Source organism: Paenibacillus sp. 1A_MP2, assembly GCF_052244825.1.
In the GTDB taxonomy this organism is placed as follows: domain Bacteria; phylum Bacillota; class Bacilli; order Paenibacillales; family Paenibacillaceae; genus Paenibacillus; species Paenibacillus vandeheii.
This window is the reverse complement of record NZ_JBQQCS010000001.1, coordinates 1,248,301-1,261,411: the sequence shown is the minus strand read 5'-3', so window position 1 is coordinate 1,261,411 and position 13,111 is coordinate 1,248,301. Positions and strand designations below refer to the sequence as shown.

Annotated in this window: 20 protein-coding genes; all 20 read right to left on the bottom strand. The window is 45.7% G+C overall.

Translation table 11 applies throughout. The features are described 5' to 3' along the window. Positions 1-64: 64 nt before the first annotated feature. The 20 genes from cwlD to rplR all read right to left on the bottom strand — a co-directional run bounded on the left by cwlD (position 65) and on the right by rplR (position 13,029). Positions 65-823 carry an N-acetylmuramoyl-L-alanine amidase CwlD gene (gene cwlD, locus ACTWJ7_RS06265; protein ID WP_024633560.1) on the bottom strand — a complete coding sequence of 253 codons (759 nt, stop codon included), beginning with the start codon at positions 821-823 and terminating at the stop codon, positions 65-67. Between the two features lie 68 nt (positions 824-891). After that, the gene (gene sat, locus ACTWJ7_RS06260) at positions 892-2,061 is read right to left on the bottom strand and encodes a sulfate adenylyltransferase (RefSeq protein ID WP_301879961.1); all 1,170 of its coding nucleotides are present in this window, start codon (positions 2,059-2,061) and stop codon (positions 892-894) included. A gap of 80 nt (positions 2,062-2,141) precedes the next feature. Continuing rightward, complete coding sequence (locus ACTWJ7_RS06255; protein ID WP_301879962.1) at positions 2,142-2,834, bottom strand: phosphoadenylyl-sulfate reductase; 693 nt, start codon at positions 2,832-2,834, stop codon at positions 2,142-2,144. Between the two features lie 752 nt (positions 2,835-3,586). After that, positions 3,587-3,979, bottom strand: a complete 393-nt coding sequence (rpsI, locus tag ACTWJ7_RS06250) for a 30S ribosomal protein S9 (RefSeq protein WP_024633563.1) — start codon at positions 3,977-3,979, stop codon at positions 3,587-3,589. Positions 3,980-3,998: 19 nt separating this feature from the next. Further along, positions 3,999-4,436 carry a 50S ribosomal protein L13 gene (gene rplM, locus ACTWJ7_RS06245; RefSeq protein ID WP_024633564.1) on the bottom strand — a complete coding sequence of 146 codons (438 nt, stop codon included), beginning with the start codon at positions 4,434-4,436 and terminating at the stop codon, positions 3,999-4,001. Between the two features lie 206 nt (positions 4,437-4,642). After that, a complete protein-coding gene (truA, locus tag ACTWJ7_RS06240; protein WP_079348936.1) occupies positions 4,643-5,416 on the bottom strand; it encodes a tRNA pseudouridine(38-40) synthase TruA in 774 nt (257 codons plus the stop codon). A gap of 159 nt (positions 5,417-5,575) precedes the next feature. Further along, a complete protein-coding gene (gene rplQ / locus ACTWJ7_RS06235) occupies positions 5,576-5,941 on the bottom strand; it encodes a 50S ribosomal protein L17 (protein ID WP_017692102.1) in 366 nt (121 codons plus the stop codon). A 34-nt stretch (positions 5,942-5,975) separates the two neighbouring features. Further along, positions 5,976-6,920: a DNA-directed RNA polymerase subunit alpha gene (locus tag ACTWJ7_RS06230; RefSeq protein ID WP_017692101.1), complete on the bottom strand. Its 945-nt coding sequence runs from the start codon at positions 6,918-6,920 to the stop codon at positions 5,976-5,978. 136 nt (positions 6,921-7,056) lie between these two features. Then, the gene (gene rpsK, locus ACTWJ7_RS06225) at positions 7,057-7,452 is read right to left on the bottom strand and encodes a 30S ribosomal protein S11 (protein ID WP_017692100.1); all 396 of its coding nucleotides are present in this window, start codon (positions 7,450-7,452) and stop codon (positions 7,057-7,059) included. 18 nt (positions 7,453-7,470) lie between these two features. Then, positions 7,471-7,839 (bottom strand): 30S ribosomal protein S13, encoded by a 369-nt coding sequence (gene rpsM, locus ACTWJ7_RS06220; protein ID WP_024633567.1) that lies wholly within the window; start codon positions 7,837-7,839, stop codon positions 7,471-7,473. A 20-nt stretch (positions 7,840-7,859) separates the two neighbouring features. Further along, positions 7,860-7,973 (bottom strand): 50S ribosomal protein L36, encoded by a 114-nt coding sequence (gene rpmJ / locus ACTWJ7_RS06215; RefSeq protein WP_003333770.1) that lies wholly within the window; start codon positions 7,971-7,973, stop codon positions 7,860-7,862. 152 nt (positions 7,974-8,125) lie between these two features. Continuing rightward, positions 8,126-8,341, bottom strand: coding sequence for a translation initiation factor IF-1 (infA, locus tag ACTWJ7_RS06210; protein WP_017692098.1), 216 nt, complete (start codon positions 8,339-8,341; stop codon positions 8,126-8,128). A gap of 3 nt (positions 8,342-8,344) precedes the next feature. Then, on the bottom strand, positions 8,345-8,653 hold the full coding sequence (locus ACTWJ7_RS06205; RefSeq protein ID WP_024633568.1) for a KOW domain-containing RNA-binding protein: 309 nt from the start codon (positions 8,651-8,653) through the stop codon (positions 8,345-8,347). A 10-nt stretch (positions 8,654-8,663) separates the two neighbouring features. Continuing rightward, positions 8,664-9,416 (bottom strand): type I methionyl aminopeptidase, encoded by a 753-nt coding sequence (gene map, locus ACTWJ7_RS06200; RefSeq protein ID WP_285080656.1) that lies wholly within the window; start codon positions 9,414-9,416, stop codon positions 8,664-8,666. A 4-nt stretch (positions 9,417-9,420) separates the two neighbouring features. After that, the gene (locus ACTWJ7_RS06195) at positions 9,421-10,065 is read right to left on the bottom strand and encodes an adenylate kinase (protein WP_024633570.1); all 645 of its coding nucleotides are present in this window, start codon (positions 10,063-10,065) and stop codon (positions 9,421-9,423) included. Between the two features lie 90 nt (positions 10,066-10,155). Next, positions 10,156-11,454, bottom strand: coding sequence for a preprotein translocase subunit SecY (gene secY / locus ACTWJ7_RS06190; RefSeq protein ID WP_024633571.1), 1,299 nt, complete (start codon positions 11,452-11,454; stop codon positions 10,156-10,158). Beyond that, positions 11,454-11,894 (bottom strand): 50S ribosomal protein L15, encoded by a 441-nt coding sequence (rplO, locus tag ACTWJ7_RS06185; RefSeq protein ID WP_024633572.1) that lies wholly within the window; start codon positions 11,892-11,894, stop codon positions 11,454-11,456. Before rplO ends, secY begins: the two co-directional genes overlap by 1 nt. Before the next feature lie 43 nt (positions 11,895-11,937). Next, positions 11,938-12,123, bottom strand: a complete 186-nt coding sequence (gene rpmD / locus ACTWJ7_RS06180; protein WP_024633573.1) for a 50S ribosomal protein L30 — start codon at positions 12,121-12,123, stop codon at positions 11,938-11,940. Positions 12,124-12,135: 12 nt separating this feature from the next. Continuing rightward, positions 12,136-12,633: a 30S ribosomal protein S5 gene (rpsE, locus tag ACTWJ7_RS06175; RefSeq protein ID WP_024633574.1), complete on the bottom strand. Its 498-nt coding sequence runs from the start codon at positions 12,631-12,633 to the stop codon at positions 12,136-12,138. Positions 12,634-12,660: 27 nt separating this feature from the next. Beyond that, positions 12,661-13,029 (bottom strand): 50S ribosomal protein L18, encoded by a 369-nt coding sequence (gene rplR, locus ACTWJ7_RS06170; RefSeq protein WP_024633575.1) that lies wholly within the window; start codon positions 13,027-13,029, stop codon positions 12,661-12,663. Positions 13,030-13,111: the final 82 nt, after the last annotated feature.

The window sequence follows — 13,111 nt, the reverse complement described above, 5'->3', positions numbered from 1 at the left end:
CTTTATCTATTGGCATGTAATTAGGTATGCTGAACCAATTATATCATTACCTTTCTCATTGTGACTAACTTTTAGGACGTTCTCCTGAGGAATAACGGAGAATTCCGTTGTAGATGGATGCGGCCACTTTGCGCTGATAGGATTCATCTGCAAGCAGACGCGCCTCTTCAGGGTGAGAAAGGAAACCTACCTCCACAAGTGCCGAGGGAATTTTTAGTGCCTGGAGCAAATAAACGGTATTGACCGTTTTCGCAATTCGATCTGTATTTTCCAGATTACGAATCATTTCTTGCTGAAGCAGGTTGGCTAATCCTTCATTATCGGGATGATTGGGTGTATAAAAAACTTGTGCACCACTCCAGCGGTTCGAAGGAACACTGTTCATATGAATGCTGATAAAGAGATCCGCCTGTTTGTCCTCGATTCTTCTTACTCGTTGTTTCAGATCCTCCGTCTTGCGTTTGGAGTATCCTTTGGTATCTGAAGCTGCCAGATCGGTGTCTATCTCTCGGGTCATCACAACTAAGGCTCCTGCTTGCTGCAGATAATCTCGTACGTACAACGCAATCGATAAATTGATATCTTTCTCAATGACTCCCTGCTTACTTACTGCTCCCCCATCCGGGCCACCATGTCCTGCATCAATGGCTATGACTTTACCTGCTAATGGCAACCCCCAGTAACCGGACATTTTGGAGGACGGCAGCTCATACGTGACCACTGCCACAAACATGGCAAGCAAACAGAGGCTTAACATGACCCTCTTCATGGTGCGTAACCTGATCCAGACCACAAAGTGCTTCTTCCCCATATTTTTACGCATAAAAAAACCACCTCGTCCCTATAAATGATTCTAATCATCTATATGGGACAAGATGGACAAATATACCGTTAGGAGCGGACTTGCTCAGCCATTCCTTCAATCAGCACCTCAGCTACCTCAGGGCGTGTAAATTCAGGTGGAGGGCATTGGCCATCTCGCAGCAAGCCACGTACTTTGGTGCCAGACAGAGCCATGTGGTGTTCTTTATCATGCGGGCAGGTTTTGCTTGATGCCATGTTGCCACATTTGGTACAGAAAAAACTATGTTCGAAGAACAACGGCGTGATACCCAGTTCTTCTGGTGTGAAGTTAGTAAAGATCTCCTGCGCTTCATACGTTCCGTAGTAATCACCCACACCTGCATGGTCGCGGCCTACGATAAAGTGAGTACAACCATAATTTTTTCGTACCATCGCGTGGAAAATGGCCTCTCTTGGACCAGCATACCGCATAGCCGCCGGGAATACACCGAGGAAAGCACGATCAGCTGGATAATAGTTCTCCAGCAAAACCAGATAGCTCTTCATACGTACATCAGCAGGTACGTCATCTGACTTCGTTTCGCCTACAAGCGGGTTTAAGAACAGAGCGTCCACAATCTCCATTGCACTCTTCTGAATGTACTCATGGGCACGATGGACCGGATTACGTGTCTGAAAACCGACAACCGTCTTCCAGCCCTTATCTTGGAACGTTTTCCGTGTCTCAGCGGGATCAAAGTAAAACTGTTCGAACTGGGCAGGTTTGGGGCGATTCAGCACTTGAATTGGACCTCCTACATACGTTGCAGGTCGTTCCAGCAGTTTTTTCACGCCCGGGTGCTCTGGGTCATCCGTCTTGAAGACACGACGTGCTTCTTCACCCTGATCTACCTGGTATAAGCTCTTCACTTCCAACAATCCATAGGTTACCCCATCATCATCACCAATGAGTGCCACCGTCTCACCAATCTGGAGCGATGCAGCCTGTTGCTCGCCTACAGCCAGGGTAATAGGAATACTCCAGACTGTTCCATCAGCAAGACGCATACGAGATATAACCGAAAGATAGTCTTCTTCAGTCATAAAGCCTTGAAGCGGGGAGAACGCACCCACGCCGATCAGATCCAAATCCGAAATTGTCCAGCTGTTAATACGTAAAGAGGACAATTTCTCACTCTCTCGTAATAATTGTTCCCGTTCTTCTCCTTGTACGACACGCTGAATCAGCGTACCTCCATGAGGCAGAATCGAAGTCATCTTGTCAGCTCCCTGTTCTCCATTTTTTTATATCATTAAGAGTGAATTCAATGCTTTATCCAAACTTACTCTGAACTGAATTATTTATGAAGACCACATTCTGTTTTATCATTCCCAGACCAGCGTCCCGCACGTGGATCTTCTCCAGGCATAACCTGACGTGTGCAATATTCGCAACCGATACTCGGGTAATTCTGATCATGCAGTGGATTGTATACGACATTATTGGCACGAATATAGTCCCATACATCCTCTGAAGTCCAATGTGCAATCGGGTTGAACTTCATAAGTCCAAACTTAGCATCATATTCTACCTTTTTGGAATTTGCACGCGTCGGTGCTTGATCTCTCCGAATACCGGTAATCCAAGCATCGTATTGGGATAAGATACGGGTCAGTGGTTCAACCTTCCGAATATTACAACAAGCATTCGGATCCGACTTCCACAATTGTTCTCCATGTTTAGCTGCCTGCTCTTCAGGAGTGATTTTTGGTGCAACACGTACAAAATCAAGATTGTACTTCTCTTTCATTTTGTCACGAGTTTCGTATGTTTCCTTAAAATGAAAATCGGTATCCAGATAAAAAATATCTGTGGATGGGCTGATCTTCTGGAGCATATCTACAAGTACCACATCCTCCGCACCGAAGCTGCATGCAAAAGTGATATTTGGAAACGTCTCAATAGCATAACGAATAATATCCTCTGGACTTGCGTTTTCCAACTCTTCAGCTTTCGTCCGTGCAAGTTCTTCTTTCTCCAACAAGTTCATGTCTGCATTTCCCCCATTCTGCATTTCAACAATCACTAAAGCCGACTAATCTAATATGAATTATGTATAGTATAAATCTTTCATGGTGGATGTCAATGCCTGCCATATGGTAAAATACATCAGTTTTAGCCCAATTTTTTGTTGTTCTTTTTGAAAATAATTTGGTGTTGATTATCCTTTAAAATGATTAGCAGATAAAATCATCCATCTGTAATCTCATCATATCTCACCTCATCTTAGTCATTCATGATTGAAAAACGTTGCCACTGCTGGATTTATCGTCACAAGTGAATCATTCGAAGTATAGAACAACTCTATAGATCCTTGGGGATATCAAAGGGAAAGGTGAATTTATTAATGAAATAGATAATGGATCTTATTCATCAATTGTAAGGGACCTTTATCAAAACCATAAGAAATACTGATGAAAATAGGGGATGAAAAATGATTAATTACAAACATGGTGAAGTCTAAATTCAAGAAATAGGTTAATGAATGTCGGAGAATTGCATTTGCTGAAGGGTTTGATTGGAGGAAGAAGGAATGCAATTCGCAGTCCGTCATAATGAGCTGAGATGATGAGATGGGGTGGTTCTAATTCATTGGATTGTAGGGAGATACTTTCACATAGCTACAGAAGAATCTGAAGCTAATCCACAACCTCAGCTGGAGTAAAGAAAGATCATTGTAGCCTAATGGGTTTATAGAATATAAAAAAGCCTTCGGCCGAGGCCAAAGGCTTGTAATGCATATTAACGTTTGGAGAACTGTGGTGCGCGACGTGCGGCTTTGAGACCGTATTTTTTACGCTCTTTCATCCGTGGGTCACGAGTCAGGAATCCTGCTTTTTTCAGGGAAGCACGGTATTCCGGATCTGCTTTCAACAAAGCGCGGGAGATACCGTGACGGATCGCGCCGGCTTGACCGGAGATTCCGCCACCATGAGCGATAACAAGAACATCATAGTTGCTGAGTGTTTCTGTCAGGTTCAGTGGTTGTTTTACGATCAGTTTGAGTGTTTCCAAACCGAAGTATTCATTAATATCACGTTTATTGATGACAATGCGTCCTTCACCCGGTACAAGGCGAACACGAGCTACCGAATGTTTACGACGACCTGTCCCATAGTATTGTACTTGTGCCATGAAACTGTCCTCCTTTTAATTAACCGCGAAGTTCATAAACTTCTGGTTTTTGTGCTGCATGTGGATGCTCAGTGCCTCTGTACGCTTTAAGTCTCAACTTCATTTTCTCGCCCATGCGAGTTTTAGGAAGCATACCGCGAACAGCCAACTCCAACATACGTTCCGGTTTGTTTTTAACCATCTCTTCAGCTGTAGTTACTTTCAAACCACCTGGGTGCATCGAGTGACGGTAGTATTTTTTACCTTGCATTTTTTTACCAGTCAATACAATTTTCTCTGCATTGATGATAACAACGAAATCGCCAGTGTCCACATGTGGAGTGAATTGTGGCTTATGTTTGCCGCGGATCAAAGCAGCTGCTTCGCTCGCCAAACGTCCGAGCGTTTTGCCTTCGGCATCAATGATGTGCCATTGGCGCTCAACTTCGTTAGGCTTCGCCATGTACGTGGTACGCATGAAAAGTTCCTCCTTAAAATGTTCAACATCATTATATTCATTTATCTTCGTTCATTAAGTGATAACTTTTAGGTGTTGATGGATAGTTCTTTCGTTGTGACCCTCTTAATTGGGGCTGTGGGAAAGCCATTAAGAAAACACAACTTTTATATTACATGATAGGAGCTTAAATCGCAAGTGTTAATTAAGCATTTCACTTCGCAAATTTAATCTTTTCTGTATTCGAGGTCCCAGAGCATTAAACCGCAGCTAACTGCAGTAGGTCCTGCAGCAGAACGATTACAAGCAGCAATCATATTCGGTACATCAGAGGCTTTCCTTTTGCCCTCTCCGATCTCCAGCAAGGTACCTACAATAATACGAACCATATGCTGCAAAAAGCCGTTACCACTCACATAGATGTGAATGACACCCTGATCGCGCGGATGGTCCCTACACATTGAACGGTCCACTTCTATCCATGCATCGTATACCGAACGTACATGATTCTCTTTCTGAGACTTGCGTGAAGCAAAGGAGGTGAAATCGTACGTACCAATAAAATGACGCAACCCCTCCTGCATTGCCACAATGTCCAGCTTGGCATGATGATGATATTGCAGCCTCCGGTTGAATACATCCGGGAATTGATTCGCATTGACGGTGTACCGATACGTTTTCTTTTTCGCTGCATAGCGAGAATGAAAATCGTGTGGTACTTCAGCCGCATCAATAACGATAATATCCGAAGGTAATCTGGAGTTGAGCGCAATACACCATCGTTCAATCGGGATCTGGGATTCCGTAGGGAAATTGAAGATCTGTCTGCGAGCGTGGACGCCAGCATCCGTTCTGCCTGATCCCGTAATTTTAACCTTCTCACCGGTCAAAGCACGAATGGCATCTTCAAGATGGTCCTGGATGGTGTTCCCTCCCGGCTGAACCTGAAAGCCGTAATAGGCAGTGCCATCATAAGTTAACGTCATACATAAGTTGCGCATCATTACCACACCTTTGTTCCATACTATACATGTGCCTATCCCGAACAGCAAAAGAAGCCCCTTTCGGAGCTTCTACTACAGCACGAATTCCGAAATGAAGAGAAAAAAAGGGTTAATCCAGAATCAGTGATTCTGTCCCCTTTCCTCATCTCATCTGTTTTACGCGCGGTCAACCAGTTCCAAGTAAACCATAGGCGCAGCGTCACCACGACGAGGTCCCAGTTTAAGGATACGAGTGTACCCACCTGGACGCTCAGCGTAACGACCGGACAATTCGCTAAACAGTTTTTGGATTGCATCTTGCTCACCATCGATTGTTTCGCGGCGAACATAAGCTGCCACTTGGCGACGGGCATGAAGATCTCCCTTTTTCGCTTTAGTGATCAGTTTTTCAGCAATAGAGCGAACCTCTTTTGCTTTCGCTTCAGTTGTCTGAATGCGTTCGTATAAGAACAGGTCGGTTACCAGGTCACGGAACAAAGCTTTACGTGCGCTGGAATTACGGCCCAACTTTTGGTATGCCATTGTTTTCCCTCCTTCACTTCAAGCACTCGGCTGTCTATTCTTCTGTACGGAGTCCCAAACCGAGTTCCTCAAGCTTCTCTTGAACTTCTTCCAAAGACTTGCGTCCGAGGTTACGGACTTTCATCATGTCTTCTTCCGTTTTCGTGGTCAGCTCTTGCACGGTATTAATACCAGCACGTTTGAGGCAGTTGTAGGAACGAACAGAGAGATCCAGCTCTTCGATCGTCATTTCGAGTACTTTTTCTTTTTTGTCTTCTTCTTTTTCGACCATGATCTCTGCGTCTTTCGCTTCGTCTGTAAGACCCACGAAGAGCATCAAGTGCTCGGTCAAAATTTTAGCGCCAAGGCTTACAGCCTCTTCAGGACGAATACTTCCGTCAGTCCAAACTTCCAACGTGAGCTTGTCATAGTTGGTTACTTGGCCGACACGCGTATTTTCCACAGCGTAGTTAACGCGGCTGATCGGGGTGAAGATGGAATCGACTGGGATGACGCCGATCGGCTGGTCATCGCGTTTATTCCGATCTGCCTGGACGTAGCCGCGACCGCGATTGGCAAAAATACGCATGTGAAGTCTCGAACCTGGTCCGAGCGTAGCAATGTGCAAATCCGGGTTAAGGATCTCCACATCGGAGTCAGCACGGATATCTCCCGCCGTAATTGCTCCTTCGCCTTCAGCATCAATCTCGAGCACTTTCTCCTCGTCAGAGTGAATTTTGAGCGACAAAGCTTTCAGGTTAAGAATAACCTCCGTTACATCTTCCATAACGCCAGGAACTGTAGCAAATTCATGCAGAACGCCATCGATTTGAACCGAAGACACTGCCGCACCCGGCAGTGAGGAGAGCAAGATACGACGAAGCGAGTTTCCAAGCGTCGTACCGTATCCGCGCTCCAGCGGTTCTACTACGAATTTCCCATAGGTGCCATCATCGTTGACGTCTACCGTCTCAATTTTCGGCTTTTCGATTTCAATCACTGCAATACCCCTCCTTCAAAACGTCGGTCCTCTATGAAACATTTACCTTCTCTTGCGAAAACATGTAGTAGTATGCCTAAACAACCATTATTAGCAGATTGTGCCGGAAATATACCACACGCAGGGGCAAATCTCATTAGACACGACGACGTTTTGGAGGACGGCATCCGTTATGCGGGACTGGAGTTACGTCTTTGATCAGGTTAACTTCAAGACCAGCAGCTTGCAAAGAGCGGATCGCTGCTTCACGGCCTGCGCCTGGTCCTTTAACCATAACCTCAACGGCTTTCATCCCATGTTCCATTGCAGCTTTGGCAGCAGTCTCAGCAGCCATTTGTGCAGCAAACGGAGTCGATTTACGGGAACCTCTGAATCCGAGGCCGCCGGAGCTTGCCCACGAAATTGCGTTTCCGTGAGGGTCCGTAATGGTAACGATAGTGTTATTGAACGTGGAGCGGATATGTGCCACGCCAGATTCAATATTTTTACGGTCACGACGTTTAGTACGTACGACTTTTTTCGGTTTAGCCATTTTCTCTTATCCCCCTTATTATTTCTTCTTGTTCGCTACAGTACGACGAGGACCTTTACGAGTACGAGCATTCGTTTTCGTACGTTGTCCACGAACAGGCAGACCACGACGATGACGAACTCCACGGTAACAACCGATCTCCGTCAAACGTTTAATATTCAAAGAGATTTCACGACGCAGGTCACCTTCTACTTTGACCTCTTTGTCGATACTTTCCCGCAATTTGCTGACTTCATCTTCCGTCAAATCACGGACACGAGTGTCCTTGTTGATGCCTGTTGTGCTCAGAATTTTCTGGGAAGTCGTTTTACCGATTCCGAAAATATAAGTCAAGGCGATCTCAACGCGCTTATCACGTGGCAAATCCACACCAGCTATACGTGCCATTTTACGCTACACCCCCTTCTTTAACCTTGTTTTTGTTTGTGTTTCGGATTTTCACAGATAACCATAACATTCCCTTTGCGGCGAATGACTTTGCATTTTTCGCAAATCGGCTTGACCGAAGGTCTTACCTTCATGTGAATTACCTCCTCAAAGTTTTGCTTAGCAAAACCCTCTTCGTAAGCATTGACCTTGTTTTACTATTGTAAAACCGGCTTCGAAGCTTTCGCAAGTTTTGCCGGGCAAAACCCGCTTCATAAGCTTCACAGTTCATTGCAACTGTCTACTACTATTTACGGTAAGTTATACGACCTTTTGTCAAATCATAAGGTGATAACTGAACAACCACTTTGTCTCCAGTCAGGATACGGATAAAGTGCATCCGCAACTTGCCGGAAACGTGAGCGAGAATTTGATGACCGTTCTCAAGCTCAACCTTGAACGTTGCATTCGGTAGCGGCTCGAGAACCGTACCTTCCACTTCAATGACATCTTCCTTGGCCATTAGTCAGTCTCCTTTCTCTTCAGCTTGAATGTTGGTGGATTCCAGAAACGAATGAACCGCATAGCGGAGCTTTCCGTTTGTCACCCGACCACTCTCGTTTAAACTGTTTACGACCTCGCTGCTAATCATCGGCTGGAGCTCAAGATGAAGAATATTCTTCTTCTTGGGTTGATCAAACTTACGTTTGTCCCCATCCGCAATATATACGAACTTACTGTCCGCTATAGCAACAATTACTGCGGCTTGGTCCGCATTGCGGCCTTTACGGATCTTCACAAGTTGACCGAGCTGCGGATTAGACTGATTGTTCATGCCTTATCACCTACGCATTCAGTTTTGTGAAAATTTCCATGCCTTCCGGTGTAACTGCTACGGTGTGTTCAAAGTGGGCGCATAACGATCCATCAACAGTGACGACAGTCCAGTTATCTTCCAACGTTTTCACATACCGTCTACCTGCGTTAACCATCGGCTCTATGGCCAGCACCATGCCCGCTTTAAGCCGTGGTCCCCGATCAGGAAGACCATAGTTCGGAATCTGTGGTTCTTCGTGCAGATTCGCTCCTATGCCATGACCGACATATTCACGTACTACCGAGAACCCTTCATCTTCAATATATTTCTGAATCGCATGAGATATTGTAAACAAGCGAACGTCCGGTTTTACCAGCGCCAGACCTGCGTATAACGAAGCCTCGGTAACGTCCAGAAGACGACGGGCTTCTTCGGAAATACGGCCGACTGGATAAGTCCAGGCGGAATCTCCGTGATAACCCTGGTACTGCGCGCCAATGTCAAACGTAACGATATCGCCCTCGTTCAACTTTCGTTTGCCGGGAAATCCATGCACCAACTCTTCATTCACTGAAGCGCACACACTGGCAGGGAAACCGTTATAACCTTTGAAAGACGGCACAGCTCCTTGACTGCGGATGTATTGATCGGCCATATGGTCAAGTTCTCCAGTCGTAATACCGGGAGCGATATGCTCTGCCAAGAGACGATGCGTTTCCGCAACAATTCTCCCCGCTTCCCTCATCAAGCCCAGTTCCGTTTCGGACTTACCAATGATCATTCAATTAACCTCGCAGCAGGGACACGATTTCATGAGAAACTTGATCGATATCCTGCTCTCCGTCCATTTGACGAAGAAGGCCTTTGTTCTCATAAAATGTGAGGAGTGGTGCTGTTTTGTTGATATATTCGTCGAGACGTGTGCCTACGCTCTCTTCATTATCATCAGAGCGCTGGTACAAGTCACCGCCGCATTTATCACAAATACCTTCCTGCTTGGGCGGATTGAACACGACATGATAAGTGGCGCCACAGTTCTTACAAATGCGACGACCCGTCAAACGGGCCAGCAATTTGTTGCGGTCCACTTTCAGGTTGATTACATGATCGAGACCTGAGTTCAGTCGATCCAGAATGCCATCGAGCGCTTCTGCTTGAGACAGGGTTCTTGGAAATCCATCCAAGAGGAATCCTTCTCTGCAATCAGGCTGCTGCAAACGTTCTTCAACGATGCCAATGGTTACATCATCTGGTACGAGCAATCCTTGATCCATATATTCCTTGGCTTTCAGGCCAATGGGAGTTCCCTGCTTAATCGCGAGACGAAATGCATCGCCTGTTGAAATGTGGGGAATACCGAACTCTTTCACAATGACGTCTGCTTGCGTTCCTTTTCCTGCCCCCGGAGGGCCCATGAATAGGATGTTCACGTTATGTCACTCCCTCCAAGACTACCCTACATCAACAAACAGCACAATAGGTGCCGGCAAGTAAATCTTAGCTTGACCGGTACCTATTGCCTATTTATTGATAAAACCTTTGTAGTGGCGTTTGATCAATTGGCTTTCGATTTGCTTCATCGTATCCAGCGCAACACCGATAACGATCAGGAGAGAAGTTCCTCCAATTTGCGCGGATTGAGGCAAACCAGAAAGTGCCCCCAAGATTACAGGCAGAACGGAAATTACTGCCAAGAAGATGGCACCTGCCGTTGTCAAACGAGTCATGACACGGGTCAGATATTTCTCGGTTGCTTTACCCGGACGAATGCCTGGGATGTAACCGCCGTTCTTTTTCATGTTGTCAGCCATCTGCTGTGGATTCATCTGTACAAAAGTATAGAAGAATGTGAATCCGAAAATCATCACTACATAGAGTAACATACCCAGAGGTTTGTGAGTAGTGAGATTGGCTCCGATCCACTGTGCCCATGTACGATCAGCCCAGAAGTTTGCGATGATCGATGGGAACATCAACAGAGATGAAGCAAAGATGACAGGGATAACACCTGCTGCATTAATCTTCAGCGGGATATGTGTGTTCTGTCCACCGTACATTTTGTTACCTACGACACGTTTAGCGTACTGTACCGGAATTTTCCGAATCGCCTGCTGAATGTAAATGACACCTATGATAATCAGCACAATAACAATTGCTACGATTACCCCTTTAAGAATGTTCATGAACATTTGATCAGCTTGGATAAAGTCGGATTCGATCGTTTGTTTGATAATATTAGGCACCGTTGATAGGATACCCGCAAAGATCAAGATCGAAATCCCGTTTCCTATGCCCTTCTCGGTGATCTGCTCACCAAGCCACATTAGGAATGAAGTACCGGCCGTAAGTACAATCGCGATCAAGATATAATCTGCAAATGTTGCGTTAGGCACCATTTCTGTATTGTATAAGCGGTTGAATCCGATCGACGTACCAAACGCTTGAATCAATGCCAGACCTACCGTTAAATAACGGGTCAGTTGTGCAGATTTCTTCTTACCTTGTTCACCCTGCTTTGCCCACTCCGCTAGTTTAGGAATAACGTCCATGGAAAGCAGCTGCACTATGATAGACGCAGTGATGTAAGGCACGATCCCGAGCGCAAATATCGAGAACTGAAAGAGCGCTCCACCCGAGAACGTATTGAGAAGTCCAAAAACTTCTTTACCCGCAGAATTTGTCGCTTCGAAAACCTCTTTGTTAACCCCAGGTACTGGAACGAAGGATCCGATGCGGTAAATGATCAGTACAAAAAGGGTAAATAATACCCTTTTGCGCAGATCTTCAACCCGCCAGATATTCTTTAGGGTCTTGAACATTAAATCACCTCGGTTTTACCGCCGGCAGCTTCAATTTTCTCCACCGCAGATTGAGAAAACTTGTTAGCTTTAACAGTCAACTTCACAGTGACTTCACCGTTACCCAGAATTTTGATTCCGGATTTAGCGTTTTTAACTACGCCGTTCGTCATCAAGAATTCTGGAGTTACTTCAGTACCCTCAGCAAAACTGTTCAAGTCTTCAGTATTCACAACTGCGTATTCTTTGCGAGTTGGGTTTACGAAACCGCGTTTTGGCAAGCGACGATACAATGGATTTTGTCCACCTTCGAAGCCTGGACGAACACCACCGCCGGAACGAGAATTTTGTCCTTTGTGACCGCGACCTGATGTTTTACCAGTACCACTACTTGGACCGCGACCAAGACGTTTACGTTCTTTGCGGGATCCAGGAGATGGTGAAAGCTCATGTAACTTCATCGTTCGTTGCACCTCCTTAAAGATTTGTGGGATTAACCCTTTTTTAAACTTCTACTTCTTTAACAGCGACCAAGTGGCTTACTTTGTTAATCATACCACGAATGGCAGGATTGTCGTTTTGAACCACTTTGCTGTTGATTTTGCGCAAGCCCAATGTTTTCACAGTTGTTCTTTGCGTCTCCGGACGTCCGATCAAGCTGCGGACGAGGGTAATTTCTAATTTAGCCATGAGATTCCCTCCTTAACCCAGAAGCTCTTCGACGGATTTGCCGCGCAGTTTTGCCACGTCTTCAGCACGTTTCAAACGGGACAAACCTTCCAAAGTCGCATTGACCATGTTCATGGAATTCGAAGAACCCAGAGATTTTGTCAAAATGTCACCTACACCAGCAAGTTCGAGAACCGCACGTACAGGACCACCAGCGATAACACCAGTACCTTCAGATGCTGGTTTCAACAGGACGCGTCCTGCGCCGAACTTACCTGTTACCAAGTGAGGAATCGAAGTTCCTACGAGTGGAACGTGTACAAGGTTTTTCTTAGCGTCTTCAATACCTTTGCGAATTGCATCAGGTACTTCGCCCGCTTTACCGATACCAGCTCCAACCCAGCCGTTGCCGTCGCCGACTACAACCAGTGCGCTAAAGCTGAAACGGCGTCCGCCTTTTACTACTTTAGCTACGCGATTAATATTTACAACTCTTTCAGACAGTTCCAAAGTATTCGGATCTACACGCAAGTCGTTAACCTCCTTTTTAAAAATATCTTAAAACTCAAGTCCTGCTTCACGAGCCGCTGCAGCCAATGCTGCGATACGACCATGGTACAGATAACCGCTACGGTCAAATACGATGTTTGAAACGCCTTTGTCTTTCGCACGTTTAGCAACGAGTTCGCCAACTTTACGAGCAGATTCAACAGATGCGCCGTTTTGGATGTCGCCGCTCAATTCTTTGTCTACAGTAGACGCGGAAGCGATCGTAACACCAGCTACATCATCGATGATTTGAGCATACATATGTTTACCAGAACGGAATACGTTCAAACGAGGACGTGCTGCCGTTCCTTGGATTTTCTTACGAACACGCAGGTGTCTTTTCAGACGAGCCTTGTTTTTATCTTGTTTCGTAATCATCTCAGGGATTCACTCCTTTCAGGTTACCTCGCTGGCTTCAAACCAGAAGCCACGGGGTATATTAGAAACACAAGAAGCAAGC